The organism is Polyangium sorediatum (genome assembly GCF_029946465.1).
Lineage (GTDB): Bacteria > Myxococcota_A > Polyangia > Polyangiales > Polyangiaceae > Polyangium > Polyangium fumosum.
Window position 1 is genome coordinate 1 of the sequence record NZ_JARZHI010000120.1, and the last position, 19920, is coordinate 19920.

Annotated in this window: 14 protein-coding genes and 2 pseudogenes; 9 read left to right on the forward strand and 7 right to left on the reverse strand. The window is 68.2% G+C overall.

Annotation, left to right across the window (positions count from 1 at the left end):
* Positions 1 to 2154 (reverse strand): annotated as a pseudogene (locus tag QHF89_RS47970) (hypothetical protein); the annotation flags it as partial.
* A 440-nt stretch (positions 2155 to 2594) separates the two neighbouring features.
* Here QHF89_RS47970 and QHF89_RS47975 point away from each other — a divergent pair.
* Both QHF89_RS47975 and QHF89_RS47980 read left to right on the forward strand, forming a co-directional pair.
* Positions 2595 to 3485, forward strand: a complete 891-nt coding sequence (locus tag QHF89_RS47975; RefSeq protein ID WP_284721929.1) for a ketopantoate reductase family protein — start codon at positions 2595 to 2597, stop codon at positions 3483 to 3485.
* Between the two features lie 327 nt (positions 3486 to 3812).
* Positions 3813 to 4172: an arsenate reductase family protein gene (locus tag QHF89_RS47980; protein WP_136935771.1), complete on the forward strand. Its 360-nt coding sequence runs from the start codon at positions 3813 to 3815 to the stop codon at positions 4170 to 4172.
* Positions 4173 to 4318: 146 nt separating this feature from the next.
* On the opposite strand, the gene QHF89_RS47985 is transcribed toward QHF89_RS47980, so the two are convergent.
* Positions 4319 to 5344, reverse strand: a complete 1026-nt coding sequence (locus QHF89_RS47985; protein WP_136970387.1) for a hypothetical protein — start codon at positions 5342 to 5344, stop codon at positions 4319 to 4321.
* 162 nt (positions 5345 to 5506) lie between these two features.
* Positions 5507 to 6844, reverse strand: coding sequence for a cytochrome P450 (locus QHF89_RS47990; protein ID WP_136970386.1), 1338 nt, complete (start codon positions 6842 to 6844; stop codon positions 5507 to 5509).
* A 261-nt stretch (positions 6845 to 7105) separates the two neighbouring features.
* Between QHF89_RS47990 and QHF89_RS47995 the strand changes: the two genes are divergently transcribed.
* The 7 genes from QHF89_RS47995 to QHF89_RS48025 all read left to right on the forward strand — a co-directional run bounded on the left by QHF89_RS47995 (position 7106) and on the right by QHF89_RS48025 (position 14907).
* On the forward strand, positions 7106 to 8494 hold the full coding sequence (locus tag QHF89_RS47995) for an NHL repeat-containing protein (protein ID WP_136970385.1): 1389 nt from the start codon (positions 7106 to 7108) through the stop codon (positions 8492 to 8494).
* Between the two features lie 11 nt (positions 8495 to 8505).
* Positions 8506 to 9855 (forward strand): ligand-binding sensor domain-containing protein, encoded by a 1350-nt coding sequence (locus QHF89_RS48000; RefSeq protein ID WP_136970384.1) that lies wholly within the window; start codon positions 8506 to 8508, stop codon positions 9853 to 9855.
* 55 nt (positions 9856 to 9910) lie between these two features.
* Positions 9911 to 11026, forward strand: a complete 1116-nt coding sequence (locus QHF89_RS48005; protein WP_284721930.1) for an FG-GAP repeat domain-containing protein — start codon at positions 9911 to 9913, stop codon at positions 11024 to 11026.
* Positions 11027 to 11220: 194 nt separating this feature from the next.
* Positions 11221 to 12408 carry a hypothetical protein gene (locus QHF89_RS48010; protein ID WP_136970382.1) on the forward strand — a complete coding sequence of 396 codons (1188 nt, stop codon included), beginning with the start codon at positions 11221 to 11223 and terminating at the stop codon, positions 12406 to 12408.
* A gap of 85 nt (positions 12409 to 12493) precedes the next feature.
* Positions 12494 to 13945, forward strand: coding sequence for a pyridoxal phosphate-dependent decarboxylase family protein (locus QHF89_RS48015; protein WP_136970381.1), 1452 nt, complete (start codon positions 12494 to 12496; stop codon positions 13943 to 13945).
* 169 nt (positions 13946 to 14114) lie between these two features.
* A complete protein-coding gene (locus QHF89_RS48020; RefSeq protein WP_136970380.1) occupies positions 14115 to 14678 on the forward strand; it encodes a hypothetical protein in 564 nt (187 codons plus the stop codon).
* A 7-nt stretch (positions 14679 to 14685) separates the two neighbouring features.
* Positions 14686 to 14907 (forward strand): hypothetical protein, encoded by a 222-nt coding sequence (locus QHF89_RS48025; protein WP_136970379.1) that lies wholly within the window; start codon positions 14686 to 14688, stop codon positions 14905 to 14907.
* 16 nt (positions 14908 to 14923) lie between these two features.
* Here QHF89_RS48025 and QHF89_RS48030 read toward each other — a convergent pair whose 3' ends face one another.
* The 4 genes and pseudogenes from QHF89_RS48030 to QHF89_RS48045 all read right to left on the reverse strand — a co-directional run.
* Positions 14924 to 17041 carry a hybrid sensor histidine kinase/response regulator gene (locus QHF89_RS48030; protein WP_136970378.1) on the reverse strand — a complete coding sequence of 706 codons (2118 nt, stop codon included), beginning with the start codon at positions 17039 to 17041 and terminating at the stop codon, positions 14924 to 14926.
* A gap of 51 nt (positions 17042 to 17092) precedes the next feature.
* Positions 17093 to 18736, reverse strand: coding sequence for a methyl-accepting chemotaxis protein (locus QHF89_RS48035; protein WP_136970377.1), 1644 nt, complete (start codon positions 18734 to 18736; stop codon positions 17093 to 17095).
* Positions 18737 to 18744: 8 nt separating this feature from the next.
* Positions 18745 to 19284 (reverse strand): chemotaxis protein CheW, encoded by a 540-nt coding sequence (locus QHF89_RS48040; RefSeq protein WP_136970376.1) that lies wholly within the window; start codon positions 19282 to 19284, stop codon positions 18745 to 18747.
* A pseudogene (locus QHF89_RS48045) lies at positions 19281 to 19920 on the reverse strand (hypothetical protein); the annotation flags it as partial. The gene QHF89_RS48040 and the pseudogene QHF89_RS48045, both read right to left, overlap by 4 nt.

Consider the following 19920-nt stretch of genomic DNA (forward strand, 5'->3'; position numbering starts at 1 on the left):
GCCGCCGCCGCCGCTGCCGCCGCTGCCGCCGCTGCCGCCGCTGCCGCCGCTGCCGCCGCTGCCGCCGCTGCCGCCGCTGCCGCTGCCACCCGCGCCGCCCTCGCTCATGCAAAGGCCGGCCATGCACAATCCAGCGGAACAATCCGATCCATCGGGCGCGAATCCGTCCGCCGGGCATTCGCCGCTCGCGCCGGTGCAAGATTCGGCCGTGTCACAGGGGCCATTCTCCGTACGACAGACGGTCGAAACGGGGAGGAAAACGTCCGCGGGACACGTCGCGCCGATGCATACCTCGGCCACATCGCAGGCGCCCACCTCGGGACGGCAGATCGTCCCGGGGGGCGCCACCTTGTCGAGGGGGCAGGTCGTGCCACCATTGCACGTCTCGGCCGCGTCACAGGCGTGCGCCGCGGCGCGACAGACCGTGCCTGGGGGCTGCGTCTGGTCGGGCGGACAACTCGTGCTCGCCCCGTCGCAGAGCTCCTCCGCGTCGCAATCGCCTTGCTTCTTCCGGCAGAGAACCCCTGCCGGGCCTGCCACGTCCGGCGGGCATACCCCGGCGTTGCACGTCTCGGCCACGTCACATACGCCCACGGCTGCCCGGCAGATGCCGCCCGTGGGGATCGTGACGCATGTCCCGTTCGCCGGTGCGCCGAAGGCCGTGCTGCACGCGAGGCAATCGCTCGGGTCCCCTCCGCCGCATGCCGTGTCGCAGCAGACCCCGTCCACGCAGAAGCCGCTCGGGCAGTCCGCCGGGCCTTTGCACGACACGTCCATCCGGAACGCGCACGTCTCGCCGATATACTCGTCGACGATGAGGTGACCATGCTTCAAGGGCGCGGTGGCGGCCACGATGTCGCCCGAGATGACCACGCTGCTGCCGAACTTCCCTGGGGAGTCGTACATGGTGACGTTGCTCGGCCGGAACGAGCCGTGCTGGAACCAGAGATTGCCGGTCCTGCCAAAGGCGTAGAGCATCCCCCAGCCGCTTTCCTTGCCGGGCGCACCGGCCACGACCGTGTCCGCGTCGATGTCCACCGCGGCGCCAAGTTGGTCCCCGGCCGCTGCGTCGCTCGCCGTGAGCGTGGCGTGCGGGACCCATGCGCCCCCGCTCATGACATGGACCTGGATCGCCCCTGCGCCCGCCCCTGCGACGTCGGCGTCCGGGATGCCGAGCACGAGCGTCTCGCCGGAGATCGCCAAACTCTTCGGGGTGCCAGCGGCCGGGAAAGGCAAGGTGGCCTCCGTGCTCCAGAGCCCATTGCTGCGCAAAAGCACGACCACGCTGTTGCCGCTGAAGAGCGCGATCCGGTCGCCGGAGACGGCCAGGGGGTGTTGCCATCCGTCGGCGGGCGGCGGTATCACCGATTCCTGCGTCCAGCCCCCTGCGCCGTGCACGTGGACGTGGAGCGATCCCGAGCTCAGCGCGGCCAGGGTCGTCCCCGAGGCGGCGATTTTGCTGCCCGGAAGGGCGATCTGCGTATGGTTGAAGGTGCCGTTCGGCTGCGACTCGTACACCTCGATCGGGGCATTGGCATTGAAGGGCGCGATGAACAAGCTCCCCCCGCCGATGGCCAGGGCTCCGTGAGGGTAAGGGCTGAGCGGAATGCCGGGGCCGTGGCTCCCTATTTTGTTGAGGGTTTGCCAGTTCGGGAAGACGCGCGTGCCCGAGGGATAGAACATGGGGTCGGGGCCAAAAAAACCGACGGCCAGGAAGCCATCTTCGAGGGCGATTCCATATCCATCGCGGTAGTAGATGGAGTTATCGCCCAAGGTGCTCTTGAGGATGTACGACCTTCGCTCGTTCAGCACCATCAGCGGGTCTACCGTCACGGGATACACCGCGGCGGCGTCGTCGACCCGGAGCGATATCACGCGCCCGCCCTCCACCACCATCCGCGAGGGCAGCACGCGGCCGAGCGCGTCGAAGGCCGAAAGCTCGCCGTAGCGGAGCGAAAACCCCCCGCTCGCGTCGCGCAGCGCGAGATCCCCGGCGTTCGCGCCGGGCGTGGCCTCCATCCCGGAGAGCTCGAGGGACAACTCGAAGCCTCCCTTTTCGCACAGCGGCGTGGCCAGCGTGAAACCCTGCTCGATCCCTTCGGGCCTCTGCTCGTACCATTCCACGAGCGGCACGTCGTGCCGGACGTACGCCACGTGTCCCCTCGTAGCCTGCACGAGGGCGGGCCCCACGGGCCGCGGATGGCCTGCGCATCCAGCGCGGAGGAGCGTCATCCCGCGGGCCGGGCCCTGGTTCCGGGGAGCCAACCGCATCCCCTCCGGGCCGAACGCGGCCAGCACGCCGCCGCTCTCCCCCATCTCTGCGGCAAACGCCGCGCGGCTGGAAACCATGATCCCCAGGAGCGCGGCGGCCCCCAAAAACGACCAAGCCCGGTTCTGTCTGCTGCGACGCATTCTGACAGCTACGATGCCGGTCTTCGCGAACACATTCAGCGTCCCTGGCGTCGGAAACCTGCTGGTCAAAGCGGTGCGATAGGGGCGTGTGTCGCGACGATGCCACTGCTCATTTTGCGCGCGTGCACCACGCCTGCTCGAAGGCCACGACCTCGCCCCGCGACGAGCGGCGCGGCTTGTCGATGGATCCGGCGCGTGGTACGCCGCATGGAATGCAAATCGCAATCATCGGGCCCGGAGGCATTGGGAGCACCTTTGCGTTTCAGCTCGCGCGCGCCGGGCATGCGGTGACGGTGGTCGCCCGCGGCAAGCGGCTCGAGCAATTGCAGCGCGAGCTGGCGATCGTGACCGCCTCGGGCGAGCGCGCGGCCGTCGGCGTCAGCACAGCGCTCGACCCGACGATCGCGTGGGATCTCGTGCTGGTGACGGTGCTCGCCCCGCAGGTGGATGGGGTGTTGCCGGCGCTGGCTGCGAGCGCGGCGCGCACGATCATGTTCATGTTCAACACCTTCGAGCCGCTCGACCGCCTGCGCGACGCCGTGGGCGCCTCGCGGTTCGCGTTTGGCTTTCCGGCGATCCTCGCTGTCATCGCCGACGGCGTGCTGACGACGGAGATCGTCCGTCGACCGATGAGCACGACCGTGACCGACGCCGCCTGGGCCGAGGTATTCTCCGCCGCGGGCATCCCCAGCGTGGTGCACCCGGACATGGAGAGCTGGCTGCGCACCCACGCCGCCATGGTCATGCCGATGATGATTGCGATCGCGCAGGCGCATACGCGCGGCGCGGGCGTGTCGTGGCGTGAAGCGCAGACGCTGGCGCGCGCGATGGACGAGGGCCTTCGCCTGGTGCGCCGGCTCGGAAACAGCATCACGCCGGCGCCGATGGAGGTGATGAGCCGCCTGCCGGTGCCGGTGCTGGCGAGCTTCATCTGGACCGCCTGCCGCGTACCGGCGATCCGCAAGTCCGGCGCCGCCGGCCTGGTCGAGCCACGGGCGCTGCTCGACGCGATGATCACGGCGGCCCCGGGCCCCACGCCCGCGCTGGCGGCGCTGCGGCCCCTGGTCGCATGAAGGACGGCCGTGGCAGCCTTCGATATCGGAGGGAGGGGACTTCGATCACGGGCTCGGCGGCTTCGATGTCAGAGGGAGGGGACTTCGATCACGGGCTCGGCGGCTTCGATGTCGGAGGGAGGGGACTTCGATCACGGGCTCGGCGGCTTCGATGTCGGAGGGAGGGGACTCCGATCACGGGCTCGGCGGCTTCGATGTCGGAGGGAGGGGACTCCGATCACGGGCTCGGCGGCTTCGATGTCGGAGGGAGGGGACTTCGATGTCGGAGGGAGGGGACTTCGGGAAGGGGTTGCCTCCCCGGCCTACCCGACCGAAGATGGCCCTGCTGTGATCCAGATTTTCGGTACGACCAAATGCAAAGCGACACGTGCCGCGCAGCGGTTCTTCGCCGAGCGCGGCATCAAGGTGCAGAGCGTCGACCTGCGCGAAAAGGGCCTCTCCAAGGGAGAGCTCGCCAGCGTCGCGCGCGCTGTGGGCGGCATGCGCGCGCTCTACGATGCGGAGAGCCCACGCGTGAAGGAGCGCGGGCTCCAGTACAGCGCCCCGACCGAGGCACGCCTGGCCGAGCTGCTCTTGGAGGATCCGCTGCTGCTGCGCACGCCCATCGTGCGCTCCGGGACGCGCGCGGCGGTGGGCGCGGCCGAGCCCGCCTGGAAGGCCCTCGCGGACGCCGAGAAGGCGCGGTGACCCAGGTCTCTTGAACGGCTCGGCGCATGGGCTGCGAGATGTAGAGCCGCGTCATTCGTTATGGAAAAAGGGCGGGCACAGCCATCCCTGCGTGCCGCAGATCGCCGTGCGCGTGGGTTGCGACACGCCGCCTGAACGCCCGGCAATCAGCGCGTCTTGGATATCGCAGGAGCCTTCTTTGCAGGCGCTTTCTTCGCGGGCGCTTTCTTCGCGGGCGCCTTCTTTGCGACCGCCTTCTTTGCAGGCGCCTTCTTGGCCGCGGGCTTCTTGGTTGCCAGGAGCGCGCGGAAGCCGTCGGCCAGTTTTTGGTGCCGAGGCAAAAGGGTCTTGCGCCAATCGAGCTTCGTCGTTGTGACGGTGCCCGCCTCGAGCGACGCGATTTCACGATCGAGCTGCTCGATCGCTTGCGTCAATATTTCGCTCGGCAGGCCGCGAAGACTCTCGTTCAGGCCTCCATTCCCGGTGATCGCGTCCCATAGTTGCCTCACGGCTTCATCGGCGACGCTCGCACGCCGGTCGGTCCACGCCTCGAGCAGGAGCGAGAACTGCCCCGCTTCTCCGGCCGCGTCGGCGGCCTGATAACGTTCGGCTTTGCCCGCGCGGAAGGCCTCGTACGCGGCGATGGCTTCCTCCGGCACGGGCACGGCGGGATTGAACGTCCACGCCGGCGGGTAGGGTCGACGCAAGGACAGGTGCTTCACCGCGGCGACGGCGAGCCGTTCGTCCTCCCCTCGAAGAAGGGCGGCGACGGCGTCGAGCCAGCGCTCCTTCGCCTCGAGCACCTTCGCGAATACCTCAGTTTCGGCCTTGGCGTGGTGAAGGGGGCCGAAGGGCTCGGGCTCTGTTCGAACCTGCTTCGGTTTGCGGCTCGTCTGCACCGTGTCCGCCTGCCAGAGCGTCCCGGGCTGGGCCTGTTCGAGAAACGCCGCGAGGCGGCCGGTCATCTTGTCGACTGCCTCGACATCGTACCTCGTGAGTCCGTTCGCAGAGCGGCACATCGGATCGAGCAGGGGCAGGTGTTCCGCGAAGAACGAGCCCTCGACGACACGAACGGGGTTGATGCCTCGCCCGCAGAACCCACAGACCGGATCAAGCAGGGTGCGGTCCGGCGTGACACGAGCGCCGTTGTGTTCATGGTCGGCGGCGACGAGTGTAGGCAGAATTTTCGGCATGCTCCCCTATAAGGCAGAACCCGTCCGTTTGTCACGCCTTGGCGCGCTCTGCACGTGGGGGATGACGCAGGCCAACGAGGGACGTCGACACGAGCCGATGCGCCAACGCATTGCGGCAACCATGCCGTCGCGACGGGAGCACGCGTGCGTGGGCGGCCGATTTCAGCGCGGCATGATCACCATCGGCAGCCCGTTCGTGATGCCGAGCGTGCCCTGCATCGACCAGCGGGGCGCGAAGCCGGCGCGCAATCGAGGCGTGAACCGCTGCGCGAGCATCGCCAGGAGCAGGTGGCTTTCGAGCAGCGAGAAGTTGTTCCCGATGCAGATACGCTGACCGGCGGCGAACGGGTGGTACGCATGGCCATGACGCGCGTCCTCTCGCTCGCGTGTCCAGCGATCGGGGTCGAATCCCTCGGGGTTTTCCCAGAACTGCGGATGCCGGTGCGTGAAGTACGGCGACAGCATCACCGTCGCGCCCACGGGCACGTCGAAGTCGCCGAATTGGTCGGCGGTGACCACGTCACGCGCGTAAAATGGCGCCGCCGGGTAGAGCCGCAGCACCTCCTTGATGACCTGCAGCGTGTACGGGAGCTGCCGCAGCTCATTCGTGGTCGGCGTCCGCCCGCCGAGCACGCGATCGAGCTCCTCGTGCAGGCGTTCGGTCACCTTCGGGTTCGTCGCGAGCGCGTACCAAGCAAACGTCATGGTGCGCGCGGTGGTCTCGTGGCCCGCGAAGAACGTAGTAATCGACTCATCGCGCAGCAAGCTCTCCGACATCGCCTGGCCGGTCTCGTCGTCGCGCGCCTTCATCAGCCGCGAAAGGAGGTCGTCGGGCCATTGCGCCTCGTCGGTGCCGCGTCGCTCCGCGATGAGCGCGCGGATCGAGCGATGCACCATCTCCCGCGCCGCGAGGTACTTGCGATTCTTCGAGGTGGGAAGCCACATGGGGAGCGTCGGGCCCGCCATCTGGTCGTTGACGAAGGAGAGCATCGTCTCCACCGCGTCCTTCATCTGGTGGATCGACTCCATCGTCTCGGTGCTGAACATCGCCTTCAGAATGATGGAGGCGGTGACGTTGGTCATCTCCTCGGCGATCTCCACCTCGGTGCCCTTGCTGGCGAGCGCCTCCCAGCGCTCCACGAGGCGCGCGCCGTCGCGAATCATCAACTCCGCGTACGCCTGCACGCCCTTGGGTGTGTAGAAAGGCGCCATCAACTTGCGCTGCCGACGCCAGAGCTCTCCGTTGCTCGCGACGATGCCATTGCCGATCAGGTACTTTCGCACCGAGTCGTAGCTGCCGAGTTTCTCGTAGTTCTGCCGATGGCTGACGCTGACGCGCTCCACCACGTCGGGGTGCATCGCGAAGACCAGCGTGCGCCGACCGATACGCACCTGGAACACGTCCCCGTGCTCGCGCCACTGCTTCCCCACGAAATCGAGGAATCCGAGGGTGCGAACGCCGTTGAGGAACTGGAGCAGATGGGGGCCGGGGGCTTGCATGCTCAGGTTCGGGGTGAACTTTGTTCAGCGGAGGGCGGGATCGAACGAGACGCACGAGAGTACCCGTCCGGTGAACACCGTCAAGACAAAGCCGGGCGTTCGAATCACGGATTCCGCGCCGAATCTTTCTTCCCAGGGGAACCGCAACGACGCGAAAGACGAGGCGTACACGAGCCCCGTGCGAGGGGGGCGTGGGGGAGGGCGCAAACCTTGCAATGGTCCTCGTGCCCGCGCCGCCGTGGGCATGGGGGGGACAGGAGCATGCGGGGGGGACTGCGCATCCTGACGTTTGCTGCGGGGGCGCTGGGGGGCGCCGGCTGCGGGGAAGGTGTCCTCGGCACCGGAATGGAGCTCCACAGCAATGACCTCCCACCGTCCGCGGGGCGCGGCGAGGTCGTCTGGGCCCGCGCCTTCGGGGATCCCACTGCATACACGCACGGTAACGCGGTGGCCGTAGGGCGCGCGGACGAGATCGTGATCGCCGGGGATGCAGGAGGGGCCCTCGATCTTGGCCTTGGGCCCATCGTATCGCCCACGGGCGAGGGGCGGCTCTTCGTCGCCGGCCTCGATTCGCAGGGGCGAACCCGGTTCGGCGTGCGCTTCGACCATGCGCTGCTCGAGGGCCCCAAGAGCATGGCCGTGGGCGCCGGAGGCCACGTCTTCGTCGGCGGCAGGTTGCTCGGCACGACCGATTTCGGCGCGGGCCCCGTTGGCTCCAGCGGCGACGCGTTCGTCCTCGCGCTCACGTCCGAAGGAAAGGCCGCGTGGGCGCGCACCTTTTCGGCCACGCTGCGGGCCTCGGTGACGAGCCTCGCCGTCGATCACAAGGGCAATGTCGTCCTTGCCGGCGTTTTCAGCGGTACCATGGTGCTTGGGGCGAACGCGCTGTCCGGCGCGGGGAACGTCTTTCTCGTCCGCCTCGATCCGCAGGGAAACATCACCTGGAGCAAGGGTTTTCCCGGCATGAACCCGCAATACGTGCGCGCTGTCGCCGTGGACCGGGAGGGGCACGTGGTGATCACGGGCTCGTTTTACGATACCATCGATCTCGGCGACGTCCGGCTGGAGAGCGCCGGGGATACGGACGTGTTCGTCGCAAAATTCACCGAAGCGGGCACGCTCCTTCAGGGCCTTCGTTGGGGCGGACCGCGGCACGACACGGCGCCGGACCTCGCCCTCGACGGCGAAGGAAACGTGTTCGTGACCGGGGTATTTCGTGGCGACCTCGGCTTCCGTGACGCCGCCCTGTCGGCGACCGAGGCCTCCCTTTATCTCGCGAAGCTCGATCCTCAGGGGCGCACCCTCTTCGCGCGTGGCTTCCGGGGCTCGGCCTATAGCCCCTTGCTCGCCGTCGATGCGAGCGGGGAGGTGCGGCTCGGGGGCGGCTTCCAGGGCACGTTGCACCTCGGGGACGCACCACTCGAAGCCTCGGGCGACGACGTGTTTCTCGCGAAGCTCGCGTCGGACGGCACGACCCTCTGGCGCCACGGGTATGGTGACGACGAGTTCCAGGCGGCGAGCAGCCTCGCCGTGGATCCGCAAGGCAATACCCTCGTGATCGGCAGCTTCCGGGGCACGCTCGATTTCGGGGGCGGACCGCTCGTCGGTCACGAGCCGTCCGACGCATTCCTCGCCAAGCTCTCGCCGTGACGGAGGATGCCATGCAGCGCTTTGCACCCGCCTTGATCCTCGGATGTGCCGCTGTCTCCCTGGGAAGCTGTTCGGAGGGCGAGCCTGGGACGGCGGAGGCCCTCGTGACCTCGGTCGTTTGTCCTGAGGATGCGCCGGCCACGGGCGCGGAGATGTTTTCTCGCAGCTTCGTCGTGGATACGAACCTGCGCGACATCGGGCTCGGCGTGGGGGTGGACGGGGCGGGCCACACGATTGTGGCGGGCGCCTTCCGCAATGCCGTCGATCTAGGTCGTGGCCCCCTCGTCGCGGCCGGCGGCCACGATCTGTTCGTCGCCAAGCTCGATCCTGCGGGCGAGACCGTCTGGAGCGCGCGTTTTGGCAGCCCAGAAGACGAGCGATTCGCCGCCCTCGTGGTGGACGAAGCGGGAGGTATCTGGCTCGTGGGCAGCCATGGGCTCTGGGGGAGTGGGTTTGATGTGATGGCGCTGGACTCCGCAGGAAACCAGCGTTTCTCCCGCACCTATGGCGGCGGCGACTACCAGATCGTGAACGCGGCGGCGGTGGACCGGGAAGGCTCCCTTCTCCTCGTCGGGCATTACGAGGGCCGAGAGCTCGACCTGGGCCTCGGTCGGCTGGACGTGTACGGCCAAGGGTTTCTCGCGAAGATCGACCGCGCGGGGAACACCGTGTTTGCTCGGCCGATCTCGGGATCGAGCGACAATGACTTGAGGGACGTCGCGGCCGCGCCGGACGGCGACGTCGTCCTCGCGGGGTCGATGCGTTCCGTGCTCTCGCTCGACGGGATCGAAGGCGCGGGCGCAGGGGCCACGGACGCCTTCGCGGCGCGCTTCGATGCGCGCGGGCAGCCGCGCTGGATCCGTCGGTTCGGGGGACCTGAATTCGACGAGGGGCACGAAGTGGCCGTCGATGCATCTGGAAATACCTGGCTCACGGGGGGATTCGAGCGGATCATCGATCTCGGCGCCGGCCCCATCGTCCCCCGGAATGGCTTCGAGCCCTTCGTGGTGGTGCTCGATCCCGCCGGCCGTCCCTTGCGCCATCGCCTCGGCGTGCCTCGACGAATCGAGGCCGACGGCGCCGGCAACGTGGTCCTCGCCGGGGAATTCGAGGGTACGCTCGAAGGCTTCGGCGATACGCTGGCGAGCGCGGGCGGCACGGACGCCTATCTCGTGAAGCTCGACCGGAGGGGGGAGGTACGCTGGTCCAAGCGTGTCGGCGGCACCCCGTCGGAGGCCGTGCGTGATCTTGCGGTGAATTGCCGGGGCAGGATTGCGCTCGTGGGCTCGCGCGTGGAGCCTACGGTTTCCCATGACTTCGAGGGACCGATCGAGATGTTTGTCACGGCGTTCGCGCCCTGAGCGGTCTTTGATACGGAAACGGGCGGATCACCTCGGACCCCAAAGGATTCGTGCCATGCATGCCTCCCTTCTCGCGTTCTCGTTCGCCATCGTTCCCATCTATACGATTTCCCCCGAGCCACTGTCGGTGAGTGGAATGCAGCTCGGAGACATCGACGGAGACGGGGAGGTCGACGTGGTGCTCGCCCACGGGGGGAACCCGCTGCTCTATGGGGTCAGTGTGCTGCTGAACCGAGGCTCGGGTGCCTTGTCGCAGCCGCGGTCGTACCGGATCTCCGACAACAGCGGCATGGGCCTGCGGATCGCAGATTTCAATGAGGATCAGCACCTCGACCTCACCGTGATGACCCGTGGCGCGGATGGGATGCGGTCGCTCGACGTGTTGCTCGGTCAGGGAGAGGAGGGCTTCGGGGCGCCGCAACTCGTCGCACCCAACGAAAAGGTGAACGGGGTCGAAGTGGGAGATTGGAACGCGGACGGGCATCGGGACATCGCCGTGGGAAGCAGCTCCGTGGAGGGGGACGCTCCGCTCGTGCTCCTGTTTGGCCGCGGGGATGGCACCTTTGCGCCACCCGTCGAGCACCGGGGCGAATACACCCTCAGGAACCTCGCCGCGGGGGACATGAACGGCGACGGCGCGGTCGATATCGTGGCCGAAATGTACGAGGCGCCGGACGAGGGGGTCGCGGTGTGGAGCGTGGCCGTTTTTCTCAATGACGGAACCGGGCGACTCGCCGCGCCGCCGCTGAGGCATCCCGTCCCCTGGAAGTATTGGAAGGACCTCGAATTGCTCGACGCCAATCGCGACGGGCGCCTCGACGTGGCCCTGATTCCGTCCTACGAGAATGAGATCGCCGTGCTGCGCGGCGAAGGAGACGGCAAGCTCGGCGAGGTCACCCGTCATGCGACCGGTCGTGGCCCGGTGTCGCTGGCCGTCGGCGATGTCGATCGGGACGGTTTTCCCGATCTGGTCACGGCCAACGCAGAGGACAAGACGCTCTCCGTGATTCTCCTGGGGGCCCCTGGCAGCCCGCCGAAGCACTGGGAGCTTCCGCTGGGTGATACGCCTGCTGCCGTGGCGCTCGGGAACATGGATGGGAATGCAGGGCTGGAGATCGTGAGCGCGGGCGAAACGGGGCGCATCACGGTCATCGGACTCCGCGAACCCTGAACGAACCGGCCCCACGCGCGGCCGCGTGGTGGGCTACCTGAAGCGCTCGCGCCGCCTCAATGGATCCATCGGGACACGTGGAGGGCCGGACGATGCGATGGCTACCCTGGGGAATTTTATGCTTGGCGGCCCCTCCGGCGGCCGTCCCCCCTTGCCCGACCGACCTCCCCGGCTGGCGCGATTGGCACAAGCGGATGACCGATACCTTGTTTGCCAGCAATCTCCGGGACGAGACCCTCCTCGACATCGGCACGCAGCTACGTCGCTGCAACGTGCAACTCGAAGCGGTTCCTGCCGCCAAGGAGTGCATGCGGAACTTCTCGACCTTCTTCGAAGCGGTGACGCGGGACAAGTTGACGTCCGGCCACCTGCTCGGCGCGTCGATGCCAGACGAGCAGTACTTCTCCGAGATGCCGTACCCCGAGATGCTGGAGTTCCCGGAAGCCCTGAAGGACCAGCAATTTCTCCGGTGGCTCGACGCCAACGACGACGAATCCCTGGCGAGCGCGCTGAGGTACATCGACCAGATCAATGAGACGATCTCCGAACCGCGCTTCGCATGGGTCGCTTTCATCTACGAATCGCAGCACTTGCCCACGCCCGACGGTACGGGCGCGCTCGGTCGTTTTTTCGTCTACGTTCCGCGAAAAGACTTCGACCAGCATATCCAGTTCGGGCTCCAGCACGATCCCGCCCGCGTGCTGCCCAAGGGCGTCTCGGTCGTGGCCGTCCAGAAGACGGACGCAGGAACGGGCGAAGCGCTGAGGAGGCCGCGCGCACGACTGAAGGACTTTTGGCGGAAACGCGACGGCGGACGGATCGAGATCAGCACGCGACGGAAGGAAACCGGCCTCGCCGAGAACTGCTACGCCTGCCACAAGCAGGCCACCCTTCCCATCACCCCCCATCCCCTCAAGTTCGACCAAGAGCGCTTCGGCGAGAGGTTGAAGTCGATCAATAATAGAATGGCGAGTTACGGCGCCATCGATCTCGACGGATTCACGCGATCGGCCTACGGGCCGCCGATGGGGCCCCGCACGTCTCCGCTGCGAACGCCGGCGTTTCTCGCCGCTTGCTCCGCGGGACAGGTCAAACCGGAGCGGCTCGCGCGGCTCGGAGAAGCCATGCAATGCGCGACGTGTCACGATGGCGACAGGCGCGGGGAGCTGAATTATCCGAGCGGGATCCGGATGCAACCCAAGGGCGGGACGCTGATGAGCTGGTACGTGGTGAATCACCAGACGATGCCTTGGGGCGTGACCGATCTCTCGCTCGTCGAACGTCAAGCCCTGGTGACGTGCCTGAATGCCGAGTACTATCAGGGGCACGGCGATCAGCCCGGGCTCCTCGAATCATGGATGCTCCAGGAGGCATGCTGGTGAGCATTCGCACGAGGTTGTCCGCGCGTTCGCTCGTTTCTTCGAGATCTGCGCTCCGTTCGTCGCCGTTTCGGGTTAGAAGGGGCGCATGCCTCGCCCCTTCAGACATCCTGCGCCGCTCGAGATCGGAGGCGACGATCTCCGCGAGCTCGTCGCCGCCTGCATGGATCGGCTCGCGCCGTGGCTCGATGGGCTGAAGGACCAGCCTGCTCATTCGCTCGACGGCAGCCACAAGGTCGCCCGTGCTTTCGACGAGCCGATGCCCGAGCGCGGCGTGCCCTTCCGGCGCGTGCTGGCGAGGCTCTTCGATCGCGCCCTTCCGGTCAGCTTGAATGCGGCTTCGCCGGGCTATCTCGGGTACATCCCCGGGGGCGGCCTGCCGAGCACGGCGCTCGCGGATCTCATTTCCGACATCACCAATCGTTACACGGGCCTCTGGATGCCTGCGCCCGGATTGGTGCAGCTCGAGATCAGCGTGATTCGCTGGTTCTGCGCCCTCGCGGGATATGGTCCTTCCTCGGGAGGCTGGCTTTGTTCCGGGGGGTCGATTGCAAACCTCGCCGCCGTCGTGGCGGCCCGCGAGGCGAAGCTCGGGGAGGCGTTCGAAGGAGGCGTCCTTTATACCTCGGAAGGAGGGCATCACTCGATCTCGAAGGCCGCGCGCGTCGCCGGTTTTCCGCGTCGGAGCACGCGCGTCTTGCCCGTGGACGCATCGTTCCGGTTGCGGCGCGACGCGCTCGCCACGGCCGTCGCGGAGGATCGGGCCGCGGGACACCGGCCCTTCCTGGTCGTCGCGCAGGCCGGCTCCACGCCGGTCGGCGCGGTGGATGAGCTCGCCGCATTGGCCGATTTCTGTGCTGCGGAGGGGCTATGGCTCCACGTGGACGCAGCGTACGGCGGGTTTTTCCTCCTCACCGAGCGCGGACGGGCGGCGCTCGCAGGGATCGAGCGGGCGGATTCCATCGCGCTCGATCCACACAAGGGGCTCTTTTTGCCTTATGGAACCGGCTGCGTGCTCGTGAAGGAGCTCGCGACCTTGCGTTCGGCCTTCGCCGAGACGGCCGCGTATCTGCCGCCTTCGCAGGAGGACGAAGACCACTGGAACTTCGCCGATCTCGGCCTCGAGCTGAGCCGTCCGGCCCGCGGTCTTCGTATCTGGTTGCCGCTCTGGCTCCACGGCGCGTCGGCCTTCCGTGATGCGCTGAACGAGAAGCTCGATCTCGCGCGAAGCGCGTCGGCGCGGGTAGGGGCGCTGCCCGGCGTGCGTATCGTGGCCGAGCCGGCGTTATCCTTGTTCGCGTTCCGCGTCGAGCCGCCGGGTATGCATGCGGCGGAGCTCGACGCGTTCAATCGGCGCGTGCTCGCCCGCGTCAATCAGCGAAAGCGCTTGATGTTGACGGGGACGACCTTGCATGATCCGGCGCTTGGAGAAGAGGTCTTCGTCCTCCGCGTCTGCGTGCTCTGCTTTCGCACGCACGCAGACAGGATCGACATGCTGATCGAGGACCTCGCGGACGCCATTGCGGATCCGCGGGGATGAGGGGGCACGCGTTCCGCCGAACGTAGGCGAAATCGCCGTTAACAAACCCAAAGACCGGCTTCATGAGCGGCTCACGCCGCGGCGGCAGAGTGTTCGTTGGTCAGGGCGCCTGTTCGAGCAGGTTTTCCGCGGCCTGGGCATTGGAGCGGATCAAGGATGGAGGTCAGTGATGCGGCAGATACGACGTGCCTTTACGTGGACCGCGCTCATGGCAATCGTGCCGGCGGGCGCTTGGGCGCAATCGGCTCCGCCCGCGGCAGGGCAGCCGCAGAAGCCGGGGATCGAGGCGGCGCCCCACGGCGGTCGGTCCGGCAGGCCCGGTGAAGGTCCTGGCGGGGCCGCGCGCAGGCCCGGGGAGCCCGAGAAGCCCGGGGAGCCGCAGGGAAAACCGCCCGGGGAGCCGCAGGGGAAGCCCGGGGACACGCTGCGCCCGGGGCCGCCGGATGCGGGCGCGCCGGCCGCGCCGCGGAGGGAAGACGATCCCGGTCGCGCCGCCCGGCGGAAGGCGCAGGTCGACAAGGAGCGCCCCGCGGTGGAGGCGTCGCTCCAGCGCCGCCCGATGGATGAAGCGCTCCAGCAGGAGATGAAGCACCACGCGGAGCGAATCGCGCGGCTCGAGCGGATCCAGAAGCTCGCCGAGCAGTCCGGCGACACGGCCACGGCCGAGCGGGCCAAGAAGATCCTGGAACAAGAAAACACGCGGTATTCGAAGTTCATCCAGGCGCGAAAGTAGGCGATTCATGAAGCATCTGCTCTGGATGGGTCTGTGTGTCCTCCTCGGCTGCGAGGGCCGCGCGGGGAGCCAGGAGAGTACGCCCGCGAGCGCGGCCTCCCAGGCGAGCCCCGTCGCGGACACCGCGATCGCCGTCCCCGCCGATTACGAGGACAAGGCGACGCGCGAGATCACCACGGACAATTACAAGAAGGAGCTCGACGATCTCGAGCAACAGGTCGGGAAATGAGCGTGTTCGGGCCGCCTCATATCAGGCGCGCCACGGCCTCGAGCAGCTTGCGCTGATCGAAGCGGCCCTTGATGATGTATTCGTCGGCCCCCGCAGCGCTCCCTTGCGCGAGATCCATCGGCCGATCCAGGCTGGTCACGAGGATCACCGGCAAGCTCTTGAGCTTGGGATGCGCGCGAATCCGTTGGGTCAGCTCCATGCCATTGAGCCGCGGCATCTGGACGTCCGAGACGACCAGATCGTAAGCGCCCCCTTGCAGCGCTTGCCAGGCGGCCTCGCCGTCGTTCGCCGTGTCCACCTCGTATCCCGCGGCATCCAGGATGTTCCGCTCCAGCGTCCGGCTCGTGAGCGAATCATCGACCACCAGAATACGTCGTTTCTTCACCGCCTCCGCCGCGTGGACCGTCTCCGTGCGCTCGCCCTGGCGACCCCGCGCCACATCGAGCAGGCGCGGCACGTCGAGGACGATGGCCAAGGTGCCGCTCCCCAGGATCATCGCCCCCGCGATGCCCGGAATGCGCGGGAGGTTCCAGGGGAGCCCCTTGGCGACGGACTCCACTTCCCCGAGGACCTCGTCCACCACGACGCCGAGGCGCGTCGCGCCGTCGGAGAGCGCGACGACGAGGAGTTTGGCCGCGTCGGTTTGTCGGGGCTCCTGCATCAGCGCCGAGAGCCACCGCAGCCGCAGCGGCTCGCCCTCGGCGTCCGGCACCGCCGCGACGCCGTCGACGACCTGCACCTCGGAGGAGGCCACCCGAAACGCGCGCGCCACGTAGGCCGTCGGGAGCGCGTACGCGGTGCGCGCCGTGCGCACGAGGAGCGCCTTCGTCGAGACGACCGTCGCCGGCACCTCCATCCGGAACGTGCCCCCGCCCATCGTGGGCTCGGCAATGCGGACGTGGCCCCCGAGCTCCGAGAGCCGCTGCTTGACGATATCGAGGCCCATGCCTCGGCCACTCACATGGCTGACCGACGGCGCCGTGGAAAAACCCGCGAAAAAGACGATCTCGGCGGTCTCCGTGGCATTCATGCGCGCGAGCCGATCCGACGACAAGAGCCCCCGCTCGACGGCCCGGCGCCCGATTTCAGCCGCATCCAGGCCCCGTCCGTCGTCGGACACCTCGAGCTCGACCATCATCCCGGGCGCTCGGGCGCGCACGCGGATCGTGCCCATGCGCGGTTTGCCCTGGCGCTCCCGGACGTCGGGCGGCTCGATGCCGTGATCCACCGCGTTGCGCAGGAGGTGCATCATCGGATCCCGCAGGCCGTCGAGGATCTGCCGGTCGACCTCGATGTCCCCCACGTCCGCGACGAGGCGCGCTTCGCGGCCGACGGCGTGCGCGGTCTCTGCCACCGTCCGCCGCCATTGCGCCACCACCCCGGCGAGCGGCAGCATCCGGGCGCGCTTGATGGCGGCCGACCAATCACGGACGAGGTGCCCGGCGCGCTGCACGTCCTGCCGGTTCGCCTCCACCAGGGCATCCAGCCTGCGGGTGACTTCGCCGAGGGCCGCGCGTAGCTCCCCCGAGGCCGCCCGCTCGATCTGCGAGAGCTCGAGGAGGCATTGCTCGAGCTCGGTGTGGCGCGCTTGCCTGCGCCCCTGCGCGACCAGGAACTCCTCGGCAAAATGCATCAAGTCGTCGAGGCGGCTCGCTTCGACGCGCACCGTGAGCGCGCTCGTGGGGCTCGTCGGGACGCCCTGCTTTGCCTGGAGCGCATCACTCGTGGGGGCGAGATCCGAGGAGACCGTGGGCTCGGAGATCGTCACCGGCTCCGAGGAGACCGCGAAGACACGCGCGGCATCGAGGGGCGTGTCTCCCCCGAGGAAACGCGAAATGAGGCCGATCCCGTCGCGCAGGCGCGTGACCACCTCGGCGACTGGCACGCCCTCCTGGCGGTAGGCGCCGAGCGCCTCTTCGAGGCCGTGCGCGACGACCTCGACGCCCTCGCTGCCCGCGACGCGCGCCGCACCCTTGATGTTGTGGAGGATGCGGAGCGCTCGCTCGAGCGCCCAGGCGTCGCCCAGCGTCTCCGGCGCCGCGAAGCGCTCGACGACCCGGGCGAGATCCTCCAGCGCCTCCGTCGCTTCGTCGCAGAACAACGGCCAAATGTCGTCGTTATCGCTCTGGCTCATCCCGCCTCTCCGCTTGCGCGCTCGGGCCCACGGCTCCCGCGGGCGACACGGCTAGAACCGATCGCTGGTTGCTTTGAGGTCAAACGTCAAACGCTCGATGTCCACGACCGCGCCTTCGAGTTGCCGGACGCCGGTGGCGTTGTCCCGCGCGGCCTTCGAGATGCCGCCGAGGGCCGAGGCGATCTGCGCGACGCTGGAGGCCTGCTGCGCCGAGGCGCCGGCGATCTGCCGCGCCCGGGCGGAGCTGTCGCTCAGCACCACGGCCAGGTTCTCCACGATGTCGCGCACCGCCTCGACGGCGCGGCGCCCGTCGTCGCAGCGCTTCGTGCCCTCCTCGGTCGCCATCACCGCGCTCTGCGTCGCCTTCTGGATCTGCGCGAGGATGCCCCGGATCTGCTGGGTCGCGCGCTTGCTCTGCTCGGCGAGGCTGCGCACCTCCGACGCGACGACGGAGAAGCCGCGGCCCTGCTCGCCGGCCTTCGCGGCCTCGATGCTCGCGTTGACCGCGAGGAGGTTGCTCTGCTCCGCGAGATCACTCACCGCGTCGACGATCGTCGCGATCTGCGAGGTCTGCTCGGAGAGCTGGAGGATCTGGGACGCGATGCCGGCGACGCGCTCGTTGATCGTCTGCATCATCGCCATCGCCTCGAAGAGTCTGTCGCGGCCGAGGTGGCCGTTCTTCGCGGCCTCGTCCGAGATCTGCGCGACCTCGCGCGCGCTCGACGCGGCGGCCTCGCTCGTTTGCTTCATCTCCTCCACGGTCGTGCTGACCTCCGTCACCGCCGAGGCCTGCTCGGACGCCGTCCCGGCGTACTCCTTGGCGGTGGCGCTGATCTGCGTCGCGTTCGTGGAGAGCCGGGCGACGCCCTCGCGCATGCTCTTCGTCACGGCCCGCAGCCCGTCGGTCATCTCGCGCGCCGCCCCGACGAGGGTGCCGACCTCGTCATTCGCCTGCACGCTGCCCGTGGCGACGTCGACCTGCTTGAGCTCCTCCGACGCGCCCGCGGTGTCGCCCGCCGCCATCTTGCGGAAGACCTCGACGAGCCGCGAGATGGGCGCCGCGATCGTCCCCGAGAGCCAGAAGGCGAGCGTGACCGCCACCGCGAGGACGAACCCGATGACGAGGATCAACATGTTCCGCGCTTCGGTGTACGTGGCCTGCGCCTGATTGGACGCGGTCGTCGCCTCACGCCGGTTGTAATCGAGCAGCGCGTCGAGCGCGATGTTCGAGGTGTCGTAATGCGTCTTCGCCGCGGCGAAAAAATCCTTTCGGGCTTCCTCGTTCTCGTTTTTACGGCTCCTCGCGACGAGACGCGCGGCTTCTGCGAGGTGCGCCCGATGCGCATTGACGAACGTGTCGTGGAGCCTCCGCTCCTCGTCGGTGGTGATGGCGCGGTCGTACTCCTGGATCCTCTTGTCGATGGTGTCCTGCAGCGTCTTGATCTCGACCTCGACGCGCCCCATCTCCCCCTCGTTCGTCGAGTCGATGTGGCTGAGGTAGAGAAGGCGAAGATCGGAGGTATTCGCATTCAACATCCCGAGCGAATCGACGCTCGGGACGGTGCCCTCCGCGAGGTCCCTGCTGACGTTGCGCAGGTTGCTCGCTTCGTAGACGCTCACGATGCCGAGCACGCCCGAGAGAACGGTGACCGCCAGAAACCCTGCCAGCATCCTGCCGCGTATCGTCAAGTTCATGTTTTTCCTCAATCCGTGGTCGCCCGTGTCGCCCCATCCGGGCTTTCCCCCTCGCCCTGCGCGACGGGAAGTCGCTCGACGTCGATGATCGCGACGAGATCCTTGGTCATGGCTTGAATGGGACGATGCGAATCGGCCTTCATCTGCGCCGACAGCTCGTCCTCGTGGATGTCCCGGAAGCCGAGCACGGACTCGACCGCCAACCCGAGCGGCCCTCCCGCGCCCTCCACGACGGCCATGGCGCTCGCGCGCTCTCCGCCTGCGCCGAGGATCGACGCGAGATCCAAGACGCCGATGATCTCCCCGCGGACGTGCGTGATGCCGAGCAGCCAGCGCGGAAGGCCCGGCAGCACGGTGATTTCGGGGATCGTGACGATCTCGCGTAACACCTCGACCGGGATCCCGAGGCGCTGCGCCCCCGCGCCGACGAGCGCGACCCGGGCGGCGATGCGGCGAGGTCCGTCGTCGCTCGCCGTCCCGGCCAGGCGCTCCGCGCGTCGCTTGAGGATTTCCTCGCGCGCGGCGTCGCTTTCCTGTCGTGCTTTCATACCAGTCCTTCCTTGACGAACCGTACGGCGTCGAGGAGCTGCCCCGCCGTGGTCTCGCCGTCCTCGAGCAATGCGTCGGCCGGGGAATTCACGAGGAGTGCTTCCAGCGCGCGTCCCTGCGTGAGGGACTGCGTGACCTGACGGGCTCTTTGCAGCGCCATGACGTACCAATAACGTGCGAGTCGGTGCTCGGGCCGCAGGAACAACGTTCGCCGCAGGTCCTCCACGGCGGCCTCGGGGTTGCCCCGCTCCAGCGAGAGCTGGGCCCGGATCATGTATCCGATCGGCGCCGTCGAGGGCTGTTCGAGCAATGCCGCGACGACCGTGAGCACGGCGGCGGGGTGGCTCAGATCGGCGCGGCGCAAGGCCTCGGCTTCGACATCCCGAGGGTCCACCGGCGCCGGGGTCACAGGTCGCGCCGGGGTCACAGGCCGCGCCGGGGCCGCAGCGCGCGCCGGGGCTGCGCGGACCGACGCGCGCGCCGGCCGACCTACCGCGGCGTGCCCAGCGCGCGAGGAGCGAGGCCCGCGGCCGCGGCGGCTCGACGGCACGAACTGGTCGGGCTCGAAGCCCGGAGCGCGTGCGCGATAGATGCTCGTGCTGTCGTGGCCCACATCGGCGAAAAACGCCGTGTTC

Excerpts from the sequence above, each read along its gene's own strand:
- QHF89_RS47975 (WP_284721929.1), top strand. The coding sequence starts at position 2,595 with ATGGATCCGGCGCGTGGTACGCCGCATGGAATGCAAATCGCAATCATC.
- QHF89_RS47985 (WP_136970387.1), bottom strand. The coding sequence starts at position 5,344 with ATGCCGAAAATTCTGCCTACACTCGTCGCCGCCGACCATGAACACAAC.
- QHF89_RS47990 (WP_136970386.1), bottom strand. The coding sequence starts at position 6,844 with ATGCAAGCCCCCGGCCCCCATCTGCTCCAGTTCCTCAACGGCGTTCGC.
- QHF89_RS47995 (WP_136970385.1), top strand. The coding sequence starts at position 7,106 with ATGCGGGGGGGACTGCGCATCCTGACGTTTGCTGCGGGGGCGCTGGGG.
- QHF89_RS48000 (WP_136970384.1), top strand. The coding sequence starts at position 8,506 with ATGCAGCGCTTTGCACCCGCCTTGATCCTCGGATGTGCCGCTGTCTCC.
- QHF89_RS48005 (WP_284721930.1), top strand. The coding sequence starts at position 9,911 with ATGCATGCCTCCCTTCTCGCGTTCTCGTTCGCCATCGTTCCCATCTAT.
- QHF89_RS48010 (WP_136970382.1), top strand. The coding sequence starts at position 11,221 with ATGACCGATACCTTGTTTGCCAGCAATCTCCGGGACGAGACCCTCCTC.
- QHF89_RS48015 (WP_136970381.1), top strand. The coding sequence starts at position 12,494 with ATGCCTCGCCCCTTCAGACATCCTGCGCCGCTCGAGATCGGAGGCGAC.
- QHF89_RS48020 (WP_136970380.1), top strand. The coding sequence starts at position 14,115 with ATGCGGCAGATACGACGTGCCTTTACGTGGACCGCGCTCATGGCAATC.
- QHF89_RS48025 (WP_136970379.1), top strand. The coding sequence starts at position 14,686 with ATGAAGCATCTGCTCTGGATGGGTCTGTGTGTCCTCCTCGGCTGCGAG.
- QHF89_RS48030 (WP_136970378.1), bottom strand. The coding sequence starts at position 17,041 with ATGAGCCAGAGCGATAACGACGACATTTGGCCGTTGTTCTGCGACGAA.
- QHF89_RS48035 (WP_136970377.1), bottom strand. The coding sequence starts at position 18,736 with ATGAACTTGACGATACGCGGCAGGATGCTGGCAGGGTTTCTGGCGGTC.
- QHF89_RS48040 (WP_136970376.1), bottom strand. The coding sequence starts at position 19,284 with ATGAAAGCACGACAGGAAAGCGACGCCGCGCGCGAGGAAATCCTCAAG.